Source organism: Streptomyces griseoruber (assembly GCF_001514205.1).
Taxonomy (GTDB): Bacteria; Actinomycetota; Actinomycetes; order Streptomycetales; family Streptomycetaceae; genus Streptomyces; species Streptomyces griseoruber.
In genome coordinates this window covers 1,397-26,644 of sequence record NZ_KQ948798.1, presented here as the reverse complement: position 1 = coordinate 26,644, position 25,248 = coordinate 1,397, and the positions used below count along the sequence as shown (strand labels likewise).

The following is a 25,248-nucleotide window of genomic DNA, read 5'->3' as shown; positions in this document are numbered from 1 at the left end:
TCCACGGCGCCGACGCCGACTGGCGCACCCTCACCGGCGGCGACCGGGGCCCGACCCCGAACCTGCCGACGTACGCCTTCCAACGCCGCCGCTACTGGCCCGACTTCACCGGCGTCACCCTCGGCGACCTCGGTTCGGCGGGCGTCGGCTCGGCGGAACACCCGCTGCTCGGCGCCGCCGTGCGCGTGGCCGGCAGCGAGGAGGCGCTGTTCACCGGGAGGCTCTCGCTCAGGACGCACCCGTGGCTGCGCGACCACGCCGTGACCGGCACGGTCCTCTTCCCCGGCACCGGGTTCCTCGAACTCGCCCTGTGCGCCGCCGGGCAGCTCGGCTACGACCGCGTCGAGGAACTGACCATCGCCGCCCCCCTCGTCGTGCCCGAGCGCACCGGACGGCTCGTCCAGGTCCGCGTGGGCGCACCCGACGAGTCGGACACACGCACCGTGGAGGTGTACTCCCGGGCCGAGGAGGCGCTCGACACCGACCCGTGGACACTGAACGCCAGCGGCTCGCTGACCGCCGACCCGGCATCCGACACCGCGGTCCCCGATCTGACCGCCTGGCCCCCGCCGAACGCCGAAGCCGTCCCCATGGAGGGCTTCTACGACCGCTTCGCCGAGGCGGGATTCGCCTACGGGCCGGTCTTCCAGGGGCTGCGCGCGGTCTGGCGGCGCGGTGAGGAGGTCTTCGCCGAGGTCGCTCTGCCCGACGAGCACGATCGGCTCGCGGGTGACTTCGGTGTCCACCCGGCGCTCCTGGACTCCGCCCTGCACGCGATGATGTTCGTGTCGCTGGCCGATGCCGGCCAGGGCAGGCTGCCGTTCTCGTGGAGCGGCGTGTCGCTGCGGGCGTCCGGCGCACGGGCCCTGCGCGTCCGGATGGTGCAGGCCGGTCCGGAGGCCGTCGCCCTGCAGCTGGCCGACCCGGCGGGCGGACAGGTCGCCTCCGTCGAGTCGCTGCTGCTGCGCCAGGTCTCCGGCGACCTCGCCGCCCGCGCCGACACCGACGGCCACCGCGAGGGCCTCTTCCAGGTGGACTGGACGAAGGTGTCGCCGCCCGAGCGGGACGCGTCCCCGGCCGATGCCCTCGCGTCGGTCGGCACCGCCGGCCTCGCGCCCGGCGTGGAGTCGTACGCGAGCCTGGGAGAGCTGCCCGCCGCCGTCCCCGCGACCGTACTGTTCGCCGCGGGTCGCGGCCTGCGCGGAGCGGACGGCGACATGCCGGAAGCGGCCCGGGCCGCCACCGGCCGTGTCCTGGACGCCGTACGGGGCTGGCTCGCCGGCGAACGGTTCGAGGAGTCCCGTCTGGTGATCCTCACCGAGGGGGCGGTCACGCTCGACGGAACGGCGCCCGATCCCGCCCTGGCCGCGGTGTGGGGCCTGGTCCGGGCCGCACGCGCCGAGGCGCCCGAGCGGTTCGCCCTGGTCGACACGGACGGCACCGACACCTCCCGCGCCGTGCTCGCCCAGGCCCTGGCCTCCGGTGAGCCGGAGCTCGTGCTGCGCGACGGCGTCGCCCACGCACCGCGCCTCGGCCGTGTCCCCGCCGGCGGGGCGCTCCCGCTCCCGGCGGGCGCACCGGCCTGGCACCTGGACTGCGTGGAGAAGGGAACCCTGGACAACCTGGTCCTGACCCCCTTCCCCGAGGCCACCGCCGAGTTGACGCGAGGACAGGTCCGTATCGCCGTACGGGCGGCAGGAGTCAACTTCCGCGATGTGCTCAACGCCCTCGGCATGTACCCGGGCGAGGCGGGCCTGCTCGGCGGTGAGGGCGCGGGTGTGGTGACCGAGGTCGGCCCGGGTGTGCCGGGGCTGGCCGTCGGTGACCGGGTGTTCGGCATGTTCCCCGGTTCCTTCGGACCGGTGGCGGTGGCCGACGCGCGCACCGTGGCGCGCGTTCCGCGGGGCTGGACGTTCGCGCAGGCGGCGTCGGTGCCGATCGTGTTCCTCACGGCGTACTACGCGCTGACCGAACTGGGCGCTGTCCAGCCGGGGGAGTCGGTGCTGGTGCACGCCGCGGCCGGCGGCGTGGGCATGGCCGCCGTGCAGCTGGCGCGGCACCTGGGCGCCGAGGTGTTCGGCACCGCGAGTGCCGGCAAGTGGGACACCCTGCGGACTCTCGGTCTGGACGGGGAGCACCTCGCCTCCTCGCGGGACACGCGGTTCGAGGCGGCGTTCCTCGCGGCGACCGGCGGCCGTGGCATGGATGTCGTACTGGACTCGCTGGCCGGTGAGTTCGTGGACGCGTCGCTGCGGCTGCTGCCCCGAGGGGGCCGGTTCCTGGAGATGGGCAAGACCGATGTCCGGGACGCCGACGCGGTGGCTGCCGAGCACTGCGGTGTCACCTACCGGGCGTTCGATCTGTGGGACGCCGGTCCGGAGCGGATCGGCCGGATGCTGGCCGAGCTGGTGGCGCTCTTCGAAGCGGACGTCCTGCGGCCCCTTCCCGTCACCTGCTGGGACGTGCGCAGGGCTCCGGAGGCCTTCCGCCACCTGTCGCAGGCCCGGCACGTCGGCAAGGTGGTCCTCACGGTCCCGGCGCCCATGGACCGCGACGGAACGGTGCTGGTGACCGGTGGTACGGGTGGTCTGGGCGCGCTCGTGGCCCGCCACCTGGTGACCCGGCACGGGATACGGCGTCTGCTGCTGGTCGGCCGGCGCGGCCTCGAAGCCCCGGGCGCGCCCGAACTCGTCGCGGAACTGACGGACTTGGGCGCCGAGGTCGAGGTGACGGCCCTGGACGTGGCCGACCGGGACCAGCTCGGCGCCGCGCTGGCCGCCCTCCCCGCCGAGCACCCGTTGACCGCCGTCGTCCACACCGCGGGCGTCGTCGACGACGGAGTGGTGGCCTCGCTCACCCCGGACCGTCTGGCCGGGGTGATGCGGCCGAAGGCGGACGCGGTGGCACACCTGCACGAGCTGACCCGCGAGGCGGACCTGTCCGCCTTCGTGGTCTTCTCCTCGGTCGCGGGGACGTTCGGCAGCGCGGGCCAGGCCAACTACGCGGCCGCCAACGCCTTCCTGGACGCCTTCGCCGCTCACCGTCGTGCCTCGGGCCTGCCCGCGGTGTCCCTCGCCTGGGGCGCGTGGGCGCCCGGTGCGGGCATGACAGCTCAGCTGACCGAGGCGGACCTGCGCCGCATGGCACGCGGCGGCATGCGGCCGCTCACCGTCGAACAGGGGCTCGAACTCCTGGACACGGCCGGGCTGGTGTCGGTCACCGCCCCCGCGCACCGGGCTCTCCTGCTGCCGGTGAACCTCGACCTCCAGGCGCTGCGGGCGCACGCCGAGGCCGTACCGCCGCTGCTGCGCGGCCTGGTGCGGGCGCCGGCGCGGCGGGCGGCGGACACGGCGGCCGGGACCGGTGCGCAACGGCAGGACCTCGGCGCCCGGCTGGCGGCGCTCGCACCGGCCGACCGGGAGCAGCACCTCGTCGACCTGGTCTGCGCCCAGGCGGCGGCGACCCTCGGCCACGCCTCGGCGGACGAGGTCGAACCGGACCAGGCGTTCAAGGAGCTGGGCTTCGACTCGCTCACCGCCGTCGAACTGCGCAACCGGCTCAACGCGGCCACCCGGCTGCGGCTTCCGGCCACCTCGGTGTTCGACCACCCGACGCCGACGGCGCTGGCGGCACACCTGCTGGAGGAGATCACCGTGCCGGAGGCGTCCGGCACGGGTGCGGGCGAGGGCCCGGGCACGGCCGTGACGGCGGTGCCGCTCCTGGTCGAACTGGACCGGCTGGAGGCCGCGCTCGGCGCCGCCGCGGCCGGCGGGGACGACCACGCGACGATCACTTCCCGGCTGCAGCGGCTGACGGCGAAGTGGCAGGAGAGGGCAGTGAAGGGCGGCGGTGCCGGACACGACAACGGCACCGGCTCCGGGGGTTCCGGAGCGGCACTCGCCGACGTCGACGACGGAGAACTCGACTCCGTCGAGACGGCGGACGAATTGTTCGACCTGATCGACAAAGAACTCGGGATGTCGTGATCGGCCGCGGGAAACCGTCGGCATCGGCTCAGGGATGTGGCGTTGGTGGCTGAAGACGGCAAGACGGACGACAAGTACGTCGAGTACCTCAAGCGGTTGACCGCCGAACTGCGGCAGACGCGGCGGCAGTTGCGCGAGGTGGAGGAACGCGACCGGGAACCGGTCGCGATCGTGGCGATGAGCTGCCGCTATCCCGGCGGGGTGGAGAGCCCGCAGGAGCTGTGGCGGCTCGTCGACGAGGGCGGGGACGCCATCTCCGGCTTCCCCGCCGACCGCGGCTGGGACGTCGAGGCGGGCTACGACCCCGACCCCGACAACCCGGGTACCTTCTACGCGCTCGGCGGCGGCTTCCTGCACGAGGCGTCCCGTTTCGACGCGGACTTCTTCGGGATCTCGCCGCGTGAGGCGCTGGCGATGGACCCGCAGCAGCGGCTGCTGCTGGAGATCTCCTGGGAGGCGTTCGAGCGGGCCGGGATCGCCCCCGCCTCGGTGCGCGGCAGCAGTACCGGCGTCTTCGTCGGCGCCGCCACCTCCGGCTACGGGGCCGGCGTGAGCGAGTTCCCCGAGGGGGTGCAGGGCCTGCTGCTGGCGGGCAACGCCACCTCGGTCGCCTCCGGCCGCATCGCCTACACCCTCGGCCTGGAGGGGCCCACCGTCACCGTCGACACGGCCTGCTCCTCCTCGCTCGTCGCCCTGCACTGGGCGTGCCAGGCGCTGCGCCGCGGCGAATGCGACCTGGCGCTCGCCGGCGGTGTGGCCGTGATGGCCACCCCGGCGATGTTCTACGAGTTCAGCCGGCAGCGCGGCCTGGCCGCCGACGGCCGCTGCAAGGCGTTCTCCGACGACGCCGACGGCACCGGCTGGGCAGAGGGCGCCGGCATGCTGCTCGTGGAACGGCTCTCGGACGCCCGCCGCCTGGGTCACCCGGTCCTGGCCGTGGTCCGCGGCACGGCGATCAACTCCGACGGCGCCTCCAACGGCCTCACCGCCCCCAACGGCCCCTCCCAGCAGCGGGTCATCCGCGCGGCCCTGGCCAACGCGGGACTCGCCGCCGCCGAGGTGGACGCCGTCGACGCGCACGGCACCGGTACCTCGCTCGGCGACCCGATCGAGGCGCAGGCCCTGCTCGCCGCCTACGGCCAGGACCGTGAACAGCCGCTGTGGCTCGGGTCCTTGAAGTCGAACATCGGGCACACCCAGTCGGCCGCCGGCGTCGGCAGCATCATCAAGATGGTCGAGGCGATGCGGCACGGCGTACTCCCGCGCACCCTGCACGTCTCCGAGCCGTCCCGGCACGTCGACTGGTCGGCCGGGGCCGTACGCCTGCTCACCGAGCCCGTCGACTGGCCGGAGGCGGGCCGCCCGCGCCGCGCGGGTGTCTCCTCGTTCGGCATCAGCGGCACCAACGCGCATGTCGTCATCGAGCAGGCCCCCGCCGTCGAACCGGAGGAGCCCGCGGCCCCCGCCACCGAGCCCCGGATCCTGCCCGTCGTGCCGTGGCCGGTGTCCGCGCGCAGCGAGGAGGCGCTGCGGGCACAGGCCGCCCGGCTGCTGGCCCGGCTGAGGGACCGGAGCGAGCCGCAGCGCCCGCTGGACGTCGGCCACGCGCTCGCCACCACCCGGGCCGCCCTGGAACACCGGGCGATCGTCCTGGCCACCGACCACGACACCGCCGTACGCGAACTGACCGCGCTCGCCGAGGGCACCGCGGCCACCGCGACCGTCCGGGGCCGTACCGTGCGCGGCGCCACCGCCTTCCTGTTCGCCGGCCAGGGCTCCCAACGGCTCGGCATGGGCCGCGAGCTGTACGCGACCCACCCCGTCTTCGCCGCGGCCTTCGACGCGGTGGACTCCGAACTGCCCTTCAGCCTGCGGGAGATCGTCTTCGGCGAGGACGCGGACCGGCTGAACCGCACCGAGTACGCGCAGCCCGCGCTGTTCGCGCTCGAAGTCGCCCTCTACCGGCTGCTGGAGTCGTGGGGCGTCACCGCGAAGTTCCTGCTGGGCCACTCCGTCGGCGAGCTGGCGGCCGCCCATGTCGCCGGCGTGTGGTCTCTCGCGGACGCCTGCCGGCTGGTCGTGGCGCGCGGCCGTCTGATGCAGGCCCTGCCGGAGGGCGGCGCGATGGCCGCGCTCCAGGCGACCGAGGAGGAGGTGCTGCCCCTGCTGAACGACCGGGTCGGCATCGCCGCCGTCAACGGCCCCCGCGCGGTGGTGATCTCCGGCGCGGCCGACGCCGTGGAGCAGGCGGCCGCGCACTTGCGCGCACAGGACCGCAAGGTGACAGCCCTGCGGGTCAGCCACGCCTTCCACTCCCCGCTGATGGAACCCATGCTCCAGGAGTTCCGGGCGGTCGCCGAGACCCTCACCTATCACACGCCCCGGCTGACGATCGTCTCCGACGTGACCGGCGAGATCGCCCGACCGGCCGACCTGTGCTCACCGGACCACTGGGTCCGGCACGTCCGCGAGCCCGTCCGGTTCGCCGACGGGATACGGCTGCTGGTGCAGCGCCGGGTGGCCCGCTTCGTCGAGCTGGGCCCCGACGGCACCCTCACCGCCCTCGCCCAGGACTGCTTCGAGGGCGACGCGCCGCCCCCCGCCGTTCCCACGCTGCGCAAGGACCGGTCCGAGCCCGCCGCGCTGATGGCGGCGGTCGCCGGAGCCTTCGCCCACGGCGCACCGGTCGACTGGCCGGCCGTCTTCGCGGGGACCGGCGCCCGGGCCGTGGACCTGCCGACGTACGCCTTCCGCCGGGAACGTTACTGGCTGGAGCCCACTCCCCCCTCCGCCGGCGGTGACACGGGCCCCACCGGCGGCGGGGACGCGGGCTTCTGGACGGCGGTCGAGGACGAGGACATCGCCGCCCTCGCCGGCACCCTGGACGTCGACGAAGGGCTCGTGCGTCCCCTCGTGCCCGCCCTGTCCTCGTGGTGGCGCGGACGGCGTGAGCTCGACCGGGTCGACCGGCTGCGCTACCGCGTCGCCTGGCACCCCCTCGACCCGGCCGCCGGCAGCCCGCTCACCGGCCGCTGGCTGGTCGTCGCCCCCGCCGGAACGGCCGACGGCTCCCTGGCCGGTGCCGTGACCGACGCACTGGGGACAGCCGGGGCCGAAGCCGTGCTCTGGGAGCACGCCCCGGACGAGGAACGCGCCGAGGCGGCCGCCCGGCTCGCCGGTCTCGGCGCCCTCTCCGGCGTCCTCGCCCTGCCCGCCGAGGGCGGGGAGACGTCCCCGGCCGACACGCTGCTGCGCACGGTACGGCTCGTGCAGGCGCTCGGCGACGCCGAGGTGACCGCACCGCTGTGGCTCGCCACCCGCGGCGCGGTGGCCACCGCCCGCTCCGACGACGCCCCGGAGCCGGCCCAGGCCGCGCTGTGGGGCCTGGGACGGGTGGCCGCACTGGAGCTGGCCGGCCGGTGGGGCGGTCTCGTCGACCTGCCGCGGACCGTCGACCGGCGGGCGGCGGCCCGGCTCGCCGCGGTGCTGGCCCGGACCGGTGACGAGGACCAGATCGCCGTGCGCGCCTCCGGCGTCTTCGTACGCCGTCTGCTGCACGCCGAGGACCAGCCCGCGCCGCAGACCGGCGCGAGCGGCTGGCGGCCCCGCGGCACCGTCCTGATCACCGGCGGCACCGGCGCGTTGGGCGCCCGGGTCGCCCGCTGGGCCGCCGAACAGGGCGCGGAGCACCTCGTCCTGACCGGCCGGCGCGGCCCCGACGCACCCGGCGCCGCCGAGCTGACGGCCGCGCTCACCGCGCTCGGCGCCCGCGTGACGATCGAGGCCTGCGACCTCGCCGACCGCGCGGCCGTCGAGGGACTGCTGGCCCGCCACACCGTCGACGCCGTCGTCCACGCGGCCGGCGTCACCGACACCCAGCCGCTGCCCGAGCTCGACGCCGACCGCCTCCGCTCGGTCCTCACCGCCAAGGCACACGGCGCCGCCCACCTCGACGCGGTGCTGCGCGCCCAGGGCGACCGCCCGCTCGACGCGTTCGTGCTGTTCTCCTCCATCGCCGGCGTGTGGGGCAGCGGAGGCCAGAGCGCCTACGCCGCCGCCAACGCCTACCTCGACGGCCTGGCCGAACAGCGGCGCGCCCGCGGCGCCACCGCCCTCTCCGTCGCCTGGGGCCCCTGGGCCGACGGCGGCATGGCCGCCGAGGACGGCGCCGAGGAGTACCTGCGCCGACGCGGTCTCGCCGCCCTCGACCCCGACACCGCGCTCGCCGCACTGCGCCGCGTCCTCCAGCAGGACGTCACCGGCCAGGTCGTCGCCGACGTCGACTGGTCCCGGTTCGCGCCCGGCTTCACCAGCACCCGCCCCAGCCCGCTGCTCGCCGACCTGCCCGAGGTGCGGGACGCGCTGCGCTCCGGGCAGACCGACCCGGACGACGGCGGAGCGGGCGCGGCCCTGCGCGGTCGCCTGGCGGGCCGCCCGGCCGCCGAACGCACCCGCGCGCTCCTGGAACTGATCCGGACCCACGCCGCCGCCGTCCTCGGCCACGCCGACGCCGGGCTGCTGGAGACCCGGCGCGCCTTCCGCGACTCGGGCTTCGACTCCCTGACCGCCGTCGAACTGCGCAACCGCCTCTCCGCCGAGACCGGCCTGGCCCTGCCCGCCACGCTGGTCTTCGACCACCCCACCCCCCTCGACCTCGCCGCCCATGTGCACGGTGAGCTGTTCGACGCGTCCCCGGGCGGACACCCCGACCCCGCGGAGGGCGGGGTACCCGGGGAGCGCGCGGCCGACGACCCGATCGTCGTCGTCGGCATGGGCTGCCGCCTGCCCGGCGACGTGAGCGGCCCCGACGAGCTGTGGGACCTCGTCGCCGCCGGACGCGACGCGATCACCCGGTTCCCCACCGACCGCGGCTGGGACCTCGACGCGCTCTACCACCCCGAACCGGGCCGCCCCGGCACCAGCTACACCCGGCACGGCGGATTCCTCACCGGCGTGGGCGACTTCGACCCCGCCTTCTTCGGTATCTCGCCGCGCGAGGCCGTCGCCATGGACCCGCAGCAGCGGCTGCTGCTGGAGACCTCGTGGGAGGCGCTGGAACGCGCCGCCATCGCCCCCGGCGGCCTGCGCGGCAGCCGTACCGGCGTGTTCATGGGCTCCAACGGCCAGGACTATCCCGCCCTGCTGCTCAGCACACCCGACGCCGGTGACGGCTATCTCGGCACCGGCAACGCCGCCGCCGTGGTCTCCGGCCGGATCGCCTACGTCCTCGGCCTCGAAGGACCGACCCTCACCGTCGACACCGCCTGCTCGTCCTCGCTCGTCGCCCTCCACCTCGCGGTGCAGGCGCTGCGGGCGGGCGAGTGCGACCTCGCCCTCGCCGGCGGCGTCACCGTCATGTCGACCCCGGGCGCCTTCCTGGAGTTCAGCCGGCAGCGCGGGCTGGCGGCGGACGGCCGGTGCAAGGCGTTCTCCGACGAGGCCGACGGCACCGGCTGGGCCGAGGGCGTCGGCGTGCTCGTCGTCGAGCGGCTCTCCGACGCCCGCCGCAACGGACATCCGGTGCTCGCCGTGGTCGCCGGTTCCGCCGTCAACCAGGACGGCGCGAGCAACGGCCTGACCGCCCCCAACGGACCGGCCCAGCAGCGGGTCATCCGTGCCGCCCTGGCCGACGCCGGTCTGACCCCGGCCGAGGTGGACGCGGTGGAGGCGCACGGCACCGGTACGACCCTGGGCGACCCGATCGAGGCCCAGGCGCTGCTGGCGGCCTACGGCCAGGACCGTGAACAGCCGCTGTGGCTCGGCTCGTTGAAGTCGAACATCGGTCACACCCAGGCCGCCGCCGGCGTCGCCGGAGTCATCAAGATGATCATGGCCATGTGGCACGGTGTGCTGCCGCCCACCCTGCACGCCGAAGCCCCCAGCACGCATGTCGACTGGTCGGCGGGCGCCGTGGAACTGCTCGCCGAGAGCACGCGCTGGCCCGGCGGCGACCGGCCGCGCCGCGCCGGAATCTCCGCGTTCGGCGTCTCCGGCACCAACGCCCACGTCATCGTCGAACAGCCCGGGGACGACACACGGCCGGGGGCCGACGACCAGCCGCGCGATACCGCGCCGAAGGGGGCCGGGACCGGCGCCCCGCTGCCCTGGGTGATGTCCGGCGCGTCCGAGAACGCCCTGCGCGAGCAGGCCGGGCGGCTCCTCGCGCATGTCGAGGCCCGCCCCGGCCCCACCGCCGCGAGCCTCGGCCTCGCCCTCGCCACCACCCGTACCGCGCTCGAGCACCGCGCCGTCGTCCTGGGCGCCGACCGCGCGGAACTGGTGTCCGCCCTCACCTCCCTGGTCCGGGGCGAGCCCGCCTCCGCCGGAGTCACCGGCCGCGCCCGGCCCGACGGCCGTACGGCATTCCTCTTCGCGGGACAGGGCGCTCAACGACCGGGCATGGGACGGGAGCTGTACGAGACGTACCCGGTCTTCGCGGACGCCTTCGACGCCGTGTGCGCGCAGGTCGACGCGGAACTGCCCCGCCCCCTGCGGGAGATCGTCTTCGGGGACGACACCGGGCCGCTCGGCCGTACCGAGTTCACCCAGCCCGCGCTGTTCGCGCTGGAAGTGGCCCTGTTCCGGCTGCTGGAGTCGTGGGGTGTGCGTCCGGACGTACTGGCCGGTCATTCGATCGGCGAGCTCGCGGCGGCCCATGTGGCCGGGGTGTGGTCGCTGGCGGACGCGTGCCGTCTGGTGGCGGCGCGCGGCCGGCTGATGCAGGCCCTGCCCGCAGGCGGGGCGATGGTCGCGCTCCAGGCCACCGAGGAAGAAGTCCTGCCGCTCCTGGACGACACGCGGGTCGGGATCGCCGCGGTCAACGGCCCCCGGTCGGTGGTCGTCGCGGGAGTCCGCGAAGCCGTGGAGGAGATCGCGGACCGCTTCCGTGACCGGGACCGCAAGGTCACGGCGCTGCGGGTGAGCCATGCCTTCCACTCGCCGCTGATGGAGCCCATGCTGGCCGACTTCCGCAAGGTCGCGGAGAGCCTGACCTACGAGCGCCCGCACCTGCCCCTCGTCTCGACGGTCACCGGGGAGCCCGCCACGGCCGAGGAGCTGTGCTCCCCGGAATACTGGGTCCGCCACGTCCGCCGGCCGGTCCGCTTCGCCGACGCGGTGGCCGCCCTGGAGTCCGAGGGCGTCAGCCGGTTCCTGGAGCTGGGACCCGACGGCACCCTCACCGCGCTGGCCCACGCCTCGCTCACCGACGGCGAACCCGCCGCGGTCCCGGCCCTGCGCCCCGACCACTGGGAGCCCGCGACACTGCTCTCGGCCACCGCGACCCTCTTCGCGCACGGCGCCGAGGTCACCTGGTCCGCGCTCTTCCCCGCCGAGCGCCCCGCCGAGCTGCCCACCTACCCCTTCCAGCACGGCCGCTACTGGCCGCGCCCGGCCGGCGGCCACTTCGGTGACCTCCGCTCCGCCGGTCTGTCCACCGCCGGTCACCCGCTGCTCGGCGCCGCCGTCACCCTCGCGGACAGCGGGGCCGCCCTCTTCACCGGACGGCTCTCCGCCCGGCTCCAGCCGTGGCTGGCCGAACACGTCGTCTCCGGCTCCGTGCTGCTGCCCGGCACCGCCTTCCTGGAGCTCGCCCTCCACGCGGCGGACCGCGTCGGCTGCGGCCAGGTGGAGGAACTCACGCTGCACACACCGCTGGCGCTGCCCGCCCAGGGAGCCGCCCAGCTCCAGGTCACCGTGGGCGCCCCGGACCCCGCCGGGCGCCGTGAGATCGGCGTGTACTCCCGCCCCGCGGACGGCTCCGACGCCGACGGACCCGACGACGAGCCGTGGACCCGGCACGCGAGCGGCACCCTGCTGCCCGAGGCCGCCGCGCCGGCCGCCGAAGCGGACGCACGACCGCCCGCCGACGCCACCGAGACCCCCACGGACACCCTCTACGAGCGGCTGGCGCGGACCGGCCTGTCGTACGGGCCGCTGTTCCGCGGACTGACCTCCGTCCGGCAGCACGGCGACGACCTGTTCGCCGAGGCGTGCCTCCCCGACGAGGCCGCCCCGGACGCCCGCCGCTACGGCATCCATCCCGCCCTGCTGGACTCGGTGCTGCACGCCCTCGGAGCCGCCCCGACCGCCACCGGCGGCCCGGCAGCAGAGGAGCCGGCCCCGGGCCTGCCCTTCTCGTGGACCGGCGTCACCCTGCACGCCACCGGTGCGTCCCGGCTCCACGCCCGCCTGCGGGTCACCGGGAGCGGCTCGGTCGCCCTCGACCTGGCCGATCCCTCCGGCGCACCCGTCGCCACCGTCGGCTCCCTCACACTGCGCGCCCTCACGGCACCGGCCACCGGGACCGCTCACACCCCTCACGCCGAACTGCTGCACCGGGTCGACTGGACGCCGCTGCCGCTGGACGCGACCGCTTCGGCCTCGACGGCAGCACTGCCGTCGTCCCTCCCGACAACTCTGCCGACGGACGGAGTCGACGCGGGAACGGACGCGCTGGTGCGCGTGGCACCCCCGGTCGGCGGCGGCGCGGAGGCGGCGCACACGGCCACCGCGAACGCGCTGGAACTGGTGCGTGCCTGGCTGGCGGAGGAGCGTTTCGAAGGCGCCCGTCTCGTGCTGGTCACCGAAGGGGCGGTCACGCTCGACGCGACGGCCCCCGATCCCGCCCTGGCCGCGGTGTGGGGGCTGGTGCGGGCGGCCCGGGCCGAGCACCCGGGACGGTTCGCGCTGGTCGACCTGGACGGCGCCGACGCGTCACGGGCCGTCGTACCGGCCGCGCTCGCCTCCGGTGAGGCCGAGGTCGCCGTACGCGGCGGCACCCCGTTCACCCCGCGCCTGGGCCGGGCCACGGACGGCCGGGAACTCGCCCCTCCCGCCGGGGAGTCGGCCTGGCGGCTGGACATCGCGGAGCAGGGAACCCTGGAAGGACTGGCGCTGCGGCCGGCCCCGGAGGCGGAAGCGGAACTGACACCCGGTCACGTCCGCATCGCGGTGCGGGCAGCCGGCGTGAACTTCCGTGATGTGCTCAACACGCTCGGCATGTATCCCGGTGACGCGAAGGACTTCGGTCTGGAGGGCGCCGGTGTGGTGACCGAGGTCGGTCCCGGGGTGACCGGGCTCAGCGTCGGCGACCGCGTGATGGGCCTGTTCTCCGGCTCGTTCGGGCCGGTGGCGGTCGCGGACGCCCGCACCGTGGCCCGCATCCCGGCCGGCTGGACGTTCGCGCAGGCGGCGTCGGCGCCGCTCGTGTTCCTCACGGCGTACTACGCCCTCGACGACCTCGCAGGCCTGCGGGCGGGCGAGTCGGTGCTGGTGCACGCGGCGGCCGGCGGCGTGGGCATGGCCGCCCTGCAACTGGCCCGGCACCGGGGCGCCGAGGTGTTCGGCACGGCGAGTGCCGGCAAATGGGACACGCTGCGCGGTCTCGGGCTGGACGACCGGCACATCGCCTCCTCCCGCGACACGGAGTTCGAGACGGCCTTCCTCGCCGCCACCGGCGGCCGCGGCATGGACGTCGTACTGGACTCGCTGGCCGGGGAGTTCGTCGACGCGTCACTGAGGCTGCTGCCGCGCGGCGGCCGCTTCCTGGAGATGGGCAAGACCGACATCCGGGACGCACAGGCCGTCGCCGCCGAGCACCCGGGCGTCACGTACCGCGACTTCGACCTGTGGGACGCCGGTCCGGAGCGGATCGGGCACATGCTGTCCGACCTCGTCGCCCTGTTCGAGGAAGGGGTGCTCACACCCCTTCCGGTCACCTGCTGGGACGTACGACAGGCCCCCGAGGCGTTCCGCCACCTGTCGCAGGCACGGCACGTGGGCAAGGTGGTCCTCACCGTCCCGGCGCCGCTGGACCCGGAAGGGACCGTGCTGGTCACCGGCGGCACCGGCGGCCTGGGCGCCCTGGTGGCCCGCCACCTGGTCACCGAACACGGGATCAGACATCTGCTGCTGGCCGGCCGCCGGGGCCCCGAAGCCCCCGGCGCCCGCGAACTCGTCGCCGAACTCGCCGCCCTCGGCGCCGAGGCCGAGGTGACGCCCCTGGACGTGGCCGACCGGGACCGGCTCGCCACCGCCCTCGCGGCCGTCCCCGCCGAGCACCCGCTGACCGCCGTGGTGCACGCGGCCGGTGTCCTGGACGACGGTGTGGTGGCCTCCCTCACCCCCGAGCGACTGGCCGGGGTCATGCGGCCGAAGACGGACGCGGTGACGCACCTGCACGAGCTGACCCGCGACGCCGACCTGTCCGCGTTCGTGGTCTTCTCCTCGGTCGCGGGGACGTTCGGCGGCGCGGGACAGGCCAACTACGCGGCCGCCAACGCCTTCCTGGACGCCTTCGCCCTCACCCGCCGCTCCGCCGGCCTGCCCGCGACCGCGCTCGCCTGGGGCCCGTGGGCACCCGGGGCGGGCATGACCGCCGAGCTGACCGAGGCGGACCTGCGCCGCATGGCCCGCGGCGGCATGCGGCCGCTCGCTCCGGCACAGGGCCTCGGCGCCCTGGACGCGGCCCTGCGGCGGACCGAACCCGTCCTGGTGCCCCTCGCGCTCGACCGGCGCGTCCTGCGGGACCGGCAGGCGGTCGCGGCACTGCCCGCCATGCTGCGCGGTCTGGCCGTCGCCCCGGCGCGCCGCACGGCGGCCACGGCGGACGCCGCCGCCGGACAGAGCTTCCGGACCCGCCTCACGGCGCTCGGACAGCCCGAGCGGGAGACAGCGGTCCTGGACCTCGTACGCACCCAGACGGCCCTGGTGCTGGGCCACGCCGGCCCGGACACCGTGGAGGCCGGCCGGGACTTCCGCGGCCTCGGCATCGACTCGCTGACCGCCGTCGAACTGCGCAACCGCCTGAACGCGGCGACCGGACTGCGACTGCCGGCGACCCTGGTGTTCGACTATCCCTCGCCGCAGGCGCTCGCACGCCACATCGGCGCCGAACTCCTCCACACCGGACCCCCGGCCGCCGCGACCGGCGCCGCGGTCACGGCCGTCCGTGCCGCAGGCCCGGCCGACGACGACACGCGGATCGCGATCGTGGGCATCGGCTGCCGGTTCCCCGGTGGCGTGCGCGGACCGGAGGACTTCTGGCGGCTGCTCGCCGACGGCGTGGACGCGATCGGGGCACCGCCCGCCGACCGCGGCTGGCACGCGGACGGCGTCCAGGGCGGATTCCTCTACGACGCCGCCGAGTTCGACGCGGACTTCTTCGGGATCTCGCCGCGCGAGGCGGTGTCCATGGACCCCCAGCAGCGACTCCTGCTGGAGATCTCCTGGGAGGCGCTGGAGCGGGCCGCCATCGACCCGCGCGGCCTGCACGGATCCCGTACCGGTGTGTTCGTCGGCACGAACTACCAGGGGTACGGGTCGGCCGCGCACGACGTCCCCGAGGACGCGCAGGGACAGCTCCTGACCGGGCACGCCGCGAGTGTGGCCTCCGGCCGCGTCGCCTACGCGCTGGGACTGGAGGGCCCGGCGGTCACCGTGGACACCGCCTGCTCGTCCTCCCTCGTGGCGCTGCACTGGGCCGCCCAGTCGCTGCGGACCGGCGAGTGCGACCTGGCGCTCGCGGGCGGTGTGACGGTGATGGCGACGCCGGGCGCGTTCGCCGAGTTCGACCGGCAGGGCGGTCTCGCCGGCGACCACCGCTGCAAGGCCTTCTCGGACGACGCCGACGGCACCGGCTGGGGCGAAGGCGCCGGCATCCTGCTGCTGGAGCGCCTCTCCGACGCCCGCCGCAACGGTCATCCGGTGCTCGCCGTGGTCCGGGGCAGCGCCGTCAACTCGGACGGCGCCAGCAACGGACTGACCGCGCCCAACGGTCCCTCGCAGCAGCGCGTCATCCGCGCCGCGCTGGCGGCGGGCGGGCTCACCCCCGCCGACGTCGACGCGGTCGAGGCGCACGGCACCGGCACCGAACTGGGCGACCCGATCGAGGCGCAGGCCCTGCTCGCCACGTACGGACAGGACCGTGAACAGCCGCTGTGGCTCGGGTCGGTGAAGTCCAACATCGGACACACCCAGGCCGCCGCCGGTGTCGCCGGCGTCATCAAGACCGTGCTGGCGATGGCGCACGGAACGCTGCCGCGCACCCTGCACCTCACCCGGCCCACCAGCCACGTCGACTGGACGGCCGGACGGATCGAACTGCTCGCCGAACCGGTGCCCTGGCCGCGTACGGGACGCCCGCGGCGCGCCGCGGTCTCCTCGTTCGGCATCAGCGGCACCAACGCCCACGTCGTCCTGGAGGAGGGCGTGGGGGAACAGCTCCCCGTCGAGCCGCAGACCACGGGACCGGTCGCCTGGCCGCTGAGCGGACGATCGGCCGCCGCCCTGCGCGGGCAGGCCGAGCGGCTGCGCGCCCGGCTGACCGCCGACCCGGAGCCGACCCCCGCCGACGTGGCGCACTCCCTGGCCACCGGCCGCGCGGCCTTCGAGCACCGGGCCGTGGTGGTCGCCGAGGACCGGGCCCAACTCCTGGCCGCGCTCACCGCACTCGGCCGCGACGAGGACACCGCCGCGGTGGTCCGCGGTCGCGTCGGGCCGCGGGGCCGCACGGCGTTCCTGTTCAGCGGCCAGGGCTCGCAGCGGCCCGGCATGGGCCGAGAACTCCTCGAGCGGTTCCCGGTGTACGCCGAGGCCTTCCACCGCGTCTGCGACGCGTTCGCCCCGCACCTCGACGTGCCGCTGGCCGACGTCGTCCTCGCCCCCGAGGGCACGGAGCGGGCGGGTCTGCTGGACCGCACCGCCTACACCCAGCCCGCGCTGTTCGCCGTCCATGTGGCGCTGTACGAGCTGGTGCGCTCGTGGGGGGTCGCGCCGGACGCGCTGATGGGGCACTCCATCGGTGAACTGTCCGCCGCGCATGTCTCCGGAGTGCTGTCCCTGCCCGACGCGTGCGCCCTGGTCGCGGCACGCGGCCGGCTGATGGAGGCGCTGCCCGGCGGCGGCGCGATGACCGCCGTGCAGGCGTCCGAGGACGAGGTGGCGCCCCTGCTCGCCGGACGCGAGCGGCACATCGCGGTCGCCGCCGTCAACGGGCCCGCCGCGGTGGTGGTCTCCGGTGACGAGGACGCCGTGTCCGACATCGACGGGCATTTCGCCGCGCTGGGCCGAAAGACTAGGCGTTTGCGGGTCAGCCATGCGTTTCACTCGGCGCATATGGACGCGATGCTTACGGAGTTCGAAGAGGTCGCACGCGGCGTGCGCTACGAGGCGCCCGCGATCCCGATCGTCTCCAACGTGACGGGCGACCGGGCCACCGAGGCCGAACTGACCTCGCCGGCACACTGGGTGCGGCATGTGCGGCAGACCGTGCGCTTCGCGGACGGCGTACGCCGCCTGCGCCAGGACGGCGTCGGCACCTTCGTGGAACTCGGGCCGGACGGCTCGCTGACCGCGATGACCCTCGACAGCCTGGAGGAGTCCGCGCACCACGACCCGCAGGAGCCGGCCGGGGCTGCCGTCGCCGTCCCCGTGCTGCGCCGGGGCCGGCCGGAGCCGGTCGCCGCCCTGCTGGCCGCCGCGGCGCTGCACGTGCGCGGGCTCGCCGCCGCGCCGACCGGGCTGACCGGTCCGGCCCGCACGGTGGACCTGCCGACGTACGCCTTCCAGCGCGACCGCTACTGGCTCGCGGCCGCCCAGCCCGCCGCGACCGGGGCGCCGGGCGACGGCGACCGCGTCGACGACGAGTTCTGGGCCGCAGTCGAGCGCGGCGACCTCGGCGGGCTGACCGAGCACCCCGACCTCGGCGACGACACCCCGCTCAGCGAACTGCTGCCCGCGCTGTCGTCCTGGCGGCGCCGCCGCCGTGAACGTAGCGCGCTCGACTCCTCCGCCTACACGGTCCTCTGGCGTCCGGTGCCCGACGGCCCGCCGCCGGTGCTCTCGGGCACCTGGCTGCTGGCCCTGCCGGCCTCCCGGGCCGACGACCCCTGGACGGACACCCTCGCCGAGGGGCTGACCGCGCACGGCGCCCAGGTCGTGCCGCTCGTCGTGGACTGTGCCCTCACCGACCGGGCCACCCTCGCCGAGCACCTGCGCAAGCTCCCCGAACCGGACGCCGTACGAGGCGTGTTGTCGCTGCTGGCACTCGACGAGGAACCCGTGGCCACCGCCGACCGTGCGGCCACCCCCGCCGGTCTGGCCGCGCTGCTCGCCCTGACCCAGGCGCTCGGCGACCTGGAGATCGGCGCACCGCTGTGGGCCGCCACCGTCGGTGCCGTCGCCGCCACCGAGCGGGAGAGCGTGACCTCGCCCACCCAGGCCGCCACCTGGGGCCTGGGCCGGGTCGCCGCGCTGGAACAGCCGCAACGCTGGGGCGGTCTCGTCGACCTTCCCGCCACCCTCGACGGGCGGACCGCCGAACGGCTCGCGGCCCTGCTCTGCGGCACCACGGGAGAGGACCAGACCGCCGTACGGGCCGCCGGAGTCCTCGCCCGCCGCCTCGTGCCCGCCCGGCCGTCCGACACCGACACACCCGAGTGGAACTGCGCGGGCGAGACCGTGCTGATCACCGGCGGCACCGGAGCACTCGGCGCCCGGGTCGCCCGCCGGCTCGCCGAACGCGGCGCCCGCCACCTCGTGCTCGCCGGCCGCCGCGGCCCCGACGCCGAGGGGGCCGAGGCGCTGCGCGCCCAACTGACCGCACACGGCACGACCGTGACCCAGGCCGCCTGCGACACCGCCGACCCCGACGCCCTGGCCGCCCTGCTGGCCGAGCACCCGGTCGACGCCGTGGTGCACGCCGCCGGGATCCTGGACGACGGACTCCTCCAGTCGCTCACCCCCGAGCGACTGGAGGCGGTGCTGCGGCCGAAGCTGGCCGCCGCCCGCAACCTCGACCGGCTCACCCGCGACCGCGAACTGTCGGCGTTCGTCCTGTTCTCCTCCTTCGCCGGCACGGTCGGCTCGGCGGGCCAGGGCAACTACGCCGCCGCCAACGCCTACCTCGACGCGCTCGCCGCCCGGCGCCGCGCCGAGGGCCTGCCCGCCACCTCCGTGGCCTGGGGCCCGTGGGCCGGCGGCGGCATGGCGGCCGGCGGCCCCGAGGCGGAGGCACGCCTGCGGGCCGGCGGGATCGTCCCGCTCGACCCGGACACCGCGCTCGCCGCCCTCGACCGGGCGGTGGCCCGCGAGGACGCCGCGCTGACCGTCGCCGAACTGACCTGGGACCGCTTCGTGCCCGGCTTCACCGCCGTGCGGCCCGCCCCGCTGCTTGCCGAACTGCCCGCAGCCCAGGCCCTGTCACGGCAGGCGCGGGAGCGGGACGGCGGTGCCGAGGCGGACAGCGGCGCGCTGCGCACCCGGCTGGCCGGGCTCGCCGAGGCCGAGCAGGAGCGGCTGCTGATCCAACTGGTCCGCGGCCACGTCGCCACCGTGCTCGGGCACACCTCCGCCGAGGCGGTCGACACGGACCGGGCCTTCAACGAACTCGGCTTCGACTCGCTGATGGCGGTGGAACTGCGCAACCGGCTCGGCGTCGCGGCCGGGCTCCAACTGCCCGCCACGCTCCTGTTCGACCAGCCCACACCGCGCGTCCTCGCCCGCCACCTGCGGTCGTTGACCGTGGCCGAGGGCGGCGGAGCGCCCGCGCTGGACGCCCTCGACCAGCTGGAGGCCGCGCTGGCCGGGCTCGCCGAGGACGACACCCGGCGCGGCCGGATCGCCTCCCGCCTCCAGGCCCTCGCCTCCCGCTGGAACGGCCAGGGCGAACCGTCCGGCGAGCGGACCGAGGACGGCGGCGGCGACCTCCAGGACCGGATCGAGTCCGCCGGTGCCGAGGAGATCTTCGCCCTCATCGACAACGACCTGGGCCTCTCATGACCGGCACCACGAACACGGCCACCGCCACGACCGACACGACCTTCCAGGTGGGGGAGTACGCGTGAACGAGCAGGAAAAGCTCCTCAGCTACCTCAAGAAGGTCACCGGAGACCTGCACGAGACCCGCAGGCGGCTGCGGGAGGCCGAGTCCGCCTCCCGCGAGCCGGTCGCCATCGTCGCGATGAGCTGCCGCTTCCCCGGCGGCGCCGACTCGCCCGAGGAACTCTGGCGGCTGCTCGCCTCCGACGGCGACGCCGTCACCGAGTGGCCCGACGACCGGGGCTGGAACCTCGCCGACCACTACGACCCCGAACCCGGCCGCCCCGGAAAGACGTACAGCACCTCCGGCGGCGCCCTCGCCCGCGCCGGCGACTTCGACGCCTCCTTCTTCGGCATCTCGCCCCGCGAGGCGATGGCGATGGACCCGCAGCAGCGGCTCCTCCTGGAGATCTCCTGGGAGGCGTTCGAGCGGGCGGGCATCGACCCCACGACCCTGCGAGGCTCGCGCACCGGCGTCTTCGCCGGCACCAACGGCCAGGACTACCCGGCGCTGCTGCTGGCCTCCCGGGAGAGCCTGGAAGGACACGTCGGCACCGGCAACGCCGCCAGCGTGGTCTCCGGCCGCATCTCCTACACCCTCGGCCTGGAGGGCCCCGCCGTCACCGTCGACACCGCCTGCTCCTCCTCCCTGGTCGCCCTGCACCTCGCCGTACGGGCGCTGCGGTCGCGTGAGTGCGACCTGGCGCTCGCCGGCGGCGTCACCGTGCTGTCGACACCCGGCCTCTTCCTGGAGTTCAGCAGACAGCGGGGCCTGGCCCCCGACGGCCGGTGCAAGGCGTTCGCCGAGGCCGCCGACGGCACCGGCTGGGCCGAGGGCGCCGGCCTGCTGCTGGTGGAGCGGCTCGCCGACGCCCGCCGCCTCGGGCACCCGGTGCTCGCCGTGGTGAGGGGCAGCGCCGTCAACCAGGACGGCGCGTCCAACGGCCTGACCGCCCCCAACGGACCCTCCCAGCAACGCGTCATCTGGCAGGCCCTCGCCGACGCGCAACTGTCCACCGCCGACGTGGACGCCGTGGAGGCGCACGGCACCGGTACGACGCTGGGCGACCCGATCGAGGCCCAGGCCCTGCTCGCCACATACGGGCAGGACCGCGAAACGCCGCTGTGGCTCGGCTCGGTGAAGTCCAACATCGGGCACACCCAGGCCGCCGCCGGTGTCGCCGGAGTCATGAAGATGGTCCTGGCCATGCGGCACGGACTGCTGCCCCGCACCCTCCACGTCGACCGGCCCACCACCCACGTCGACTGGACGGCGGGCCGCGTCGAACTCCTCACCGAGGCACGCCCCTGGCCCGCCACCGACCGGCCGCGCCTGGCCGGTGTGTCCTCCTTCGGCGTCAGCGGCACCAACGCCCACGTCATCCTCGAACAGCCCGACCCCGAACCGGCCGCCCCGGCGACGCCCGCCCGGCCGCCCGCCGCACCACCGCGCACCACGCTGGCGTACGCCGTCTCCGGGCGCAGCGCCCCCGCACTGCGTGCCCAGGCCGCCGCCCTGCACGCCCGGCTGCGCACCGACGAGACGGTGGCGCCGCACGACCTCGCCTGGTCCCTGGCGGCCACCCGGTCCGCGTTCGAACACCGCGCGGTCCTGCTCGCCGACGACCGCGCCGAACTGCTGCGCGGCCTGGAGGCGCTGGCCGCGGGCTCCCCGGCGGCCGGTCTCGTCCAGGGCGTGGCCGACGTCGACGGCCGTACCGTCTTCGTCTTCCCCGGCCAGGGCCCCCAATGGCCCGGCATGGCCACCGAACTCCTCGACGGCGAGCCGGAGTTCCGCGACCACTTCACCGCCTGCGCCACCGCCGTCGAACGGTACGTCGACTTCTCCGTCGAAGCCGTGCTGCGCGGCGCCGACGGCGCCCCCACCCTCGACCGCGTGGACGTCGTCCAGCCCCTGCTGTTCGTGACCATGGTGTCGCTGGCCCGGCTGTGGCAGTCCCGCGGTGTGCGCCCCGACGCCGTCGTCGGACACAGCCAGGGCGAGATCGCGGCCGCCTGTGTCGCCGGCGGCCTCACCCTGGACGACGCGGCCCGCGTGGTCGTCCTGCGCAGCAGGGCCATCACCGCCCTAGCCGGCCGCGGCGGCATGGCCTCGGTGCTGCTGCCGGTCACGGACGTCCGGGACCGGCTGGCGCGCTGGGAGGGCCGGCTGTCGGTCGCCGCCGTCAACGGACCCGCCTCCGTGGTCGTCTCCGGCGACGCCGACGCCATACGCGACCTGGTCGCCGACCTCACCGCCGCCGGCGCACAGGCACGGCAGATCCCCGTCGACTACGCCTCCCACTCCGCACAGGTCGAGGAGATCCACGAGCGGCTCCTCGCAGACCTCGCCTCGCTCCGGCCCCGCACCGCCGACGTGCCGTTCTTCTCCACCGTCACCTGCGACTGGCTCGACACCGAGCGCCTCGACGCCACCTACTGGTACGACAACCTGCGCCGCACCGTCCGCTTCGCCGACGCCGTACAGACCCTCGCCGCACAGGACTTCCGCTCCTTCGTCGAGTCCAGCCCGCACCCCGTGCTCACCGCCGCCGTCCGCGACACCCTCGACGAGGACGGCCGCACCGGCACCGTCGTCACCGGGACACTGCGCCGCGGCGAAGGCGGACCCCGCCGCTTCCTCGCCTCCCTGGCCGAGCTGAGCGTCCGCGGCGCCACCCCCGCCGACCGCACGGCCCCGGCCGACCCCGGCACCCGCGTCGACCTGCCCACCTACGCCTTCCAGCGCCGCACCTACTGGCCCACCCCCGCCCAGCTCACCGCCCCCGCGCCGACCGCCGGCACGGACCTCGACGCCCGATTCTGGGAGACCGTCGAGAACGGCGAGGCCGCCCCGCTGGCCGCCGCCCTCCACCTCGACCGGGACACCCTCGCCACGGTCCTGCCCGCCCTGAGCGACTACCGCAGGCGCAGTCGCGAGAACGCCACCGTGGACGCCTGGCGGTACCGCGTCACCTGGAAGCCCCTGCCCGCCACCCCGGCGCCCGTCCTGCGCGGCAGCTGGCTCGTCGCCCTGCCCGCCGCCCACCAGGACCCCGAGCACCCCGGCCACGGCCTCGCCGCCGCCGTCGTCGACGCCCTCGCCCGCGCGGGCGCCGACCCGGTCACCGTCGCGGTCGCCCCGCACGACGGCCGCGACCGCATCGCCGAAGCCCTGCGCGCCACCGGCCCCGACCGGCCCCGGGCCGTCCTGTCGCTGCTCGCCCTCGACGAGGAGGAGTACGACGGGCTGCCCGGCCTGCCCCGCGGCTTCGCCGCCACCGTCTCCCTCGTCCAGGCTCTCGACGACCTCGGCCAGGAGGCACCCGTCTGGTTCGCCACCCGCGGCGCCGTGGCCACCGGCGCGACCGAGACCGTCGACACCCCGGAACAGGCCCTCGTCTGGGGCTTCGGCCGCGTCGTCGCCCTCGAACAGCCCCAGCGCTGGGGCGGTCTCCTCGACCTGCCCGCCACCCTCGACCCCCTCGCCGCGGAGCGCCTCACCGCCGCCCTCGCCGGCGTCGGCCAGGAGGACCAGCTCGCGGTCCGCGACACCGGCCTGCTCGCCCGCCGCCTCACCCGCGCGGCGACGGGCGGCCTCGGCGACGGCCGGGACTGGACACCCACCGGAACCGTCCTCGTCACCGGCGGCACCGGCGCCCTCGGACGCCAGGTCGCCCGCAGACTCGCCCGCCAGGGCGCCCCCGGCCTCCTCCTGGTCAGCCGCACCGGCGCCGACGCCCCGGGCGCCGCCGAACTCCGTACCGAACTCACCGCACTCGGCGCCGGGCACGTCGACATCGCCGCCTGCGACATCGCCGACCGCGACCAGCTCGCCGGACTGCTGGCCACCGTCCCCGCCGAACGACCCCTCACCGCCGTCTTCCACACCGCAGCCGTCCTGCGGGACGGCGTCGTCACCACCCTCACCCCCGAGCAGCTCGCCGAGGTCCTGCGCGTGAAGGTCGGCGGCGCCCGCAACCTCGACGCCCTCACCGCCGGGCTCGACCTCTCGGCGTTCGTCCTCTTCTCCTCGACCGCGGGGACCATCGGCGCCCCGGGCCACGCCAACTACGCCCCCGGCAACGCCCTCCTCGACGCCCTCGCCCAGCAGCGCCGCTCCCGCGGCCTGCCCGCCACGGCCGTCGCCTGGGGCCCCTGGGCCGACGGCGGCATGGCCGAGGGTTCCGTCGGCGAACGCCTCCAGCGGCACGGCGTACGCCCCATGAGCCCCGACCTCGCTCTCCGGGCCCTGCAACAGGCCCTCGATCACGACGACACCACCCTCGCCGTCACCGACATCGACTGGGACCTGTTCGCCCACGCCTACACCACCGCCCGGTCCCGTCCCTTCCTCGACGACCTGCCCGACGCCCGGCGCGCCCTGACGGCCCGACGCGGCCCGGACCAGGACGCCCGGCACACCGCCGACGGCGACCCGCACGACACCGCCGACCTCACCCGGCGACTCGCCGCGCTCCCCGCGCCCGAACAGCGGGCCGCCTTCGAGGAACTCGTCCGCGCCCATGCCGCCGTCGTCCTCGACCACGCAGGCCCGCAGGACGTCGAACCCACCCGCTCCTTCCGCGAACTCGGCTTCGACTCGCTCACGGCGGTGGAACTCCGCAACGCCCTCAGCGCCGCCGTCGGCCGCCCCCTGCCGGCCACCCTGGTCTTCGACTACCCCACCCCCACCGCCCTCGCCGAACACCTCCGCGCCTCCCTGGCCCCGGCCACCGGGAGCACTCCGGACACCGCGCTTCCGCTGCCGCGCGCCACCGCCGACGACCCGATCGTCATCACCGCGACGAGCTGCCGTTTCCCCGGCGGGGCCGACACCCCCGAGGGCTACTGGCGGCTGCTCGCCGACGGCACCGACGCCATCACCGCATGGCCCGACGACCGCGGCTGGGACGTCGACGCCCTCTACGACCCCGAGCCCGGCGTCCCCGGCCGCGCCAGCACCCGCGGCGGCGGATTCCTCGACCGCGTCGCCGACTTCGACCCCGCCTTCTTCGGGATCTCGCCGCGTGAGGCCCTCGCCATGGACCCGCAGCAGCGGCTGCTGCTGGAGCTGGCGTGGGAGGCGTTCGAGCGGGCCGGGATCGACCCGACCACCCTGCGCGGCTCCCGTACCGGAGTCTTCGCCGGCACCAACTACCAGGACTACGCCTCCCGCCCCCTCGACCCCGCCACGGCCGACGAGGTCGCGGGCCACCTCGGCACGGGCAACACCGCGAGCGTGATGTCCGGGCGGGTGTCCTACACGCTGGGCCTGGAGGGTCCGGCGGTGACGGTGGACACGGCGTGTTCGTCGGCGCTGGTGGCACTGCATCTGGCGGTGCAGGCGCTGCGTTCGGGTGAGTGCGATCTGGCGTTGGCCGGTGGTGTGACGGTGATGTCGACGCCGGGGCTGTTCCTGGACTTCAGCCGGCAGCGGGGG

3 protein-coding genes are annotated in these 25,248 nt (G+C 75.7%); all 3 read left to right on the top strand.

Annotated features, from left to right (window positions below; genetic code table 11):
• The coding region (locus AQJ64_RS43975; protein ID WP_059203543.1) for an SDR family NAD(P)-dependent oxidoreductase at positions 1 to 3,986 on the top strand (3,986 nt) is incomplete at its 5' end.
• A gap of 36 nt (positions 3,987 to 4,022) precedes the next feature.
• The gene (locus AQJ64_RS51605) at positions 4,023 to 19,766 is read left to right on the top strand and encodes a type I polyketide synthase (RefSeq protein ID WP_483316195.1); all 15,744 of its coding nucleotides are present in this window, start codon (positions 4,023 to 4,025) and stop codon (positions 19,764 to 19,766) included.
• A gap of 61 nt (positions 19,767 to 19,827) precedes the next feature.
• Positions 19,828 to 25,248: type I polyketide synthase (locus AQJ64_RS43965; RefSeq protein WP_159060353.1), on the top strand; the 5,421-nt coding region annotated here is incomplete at its 3' end.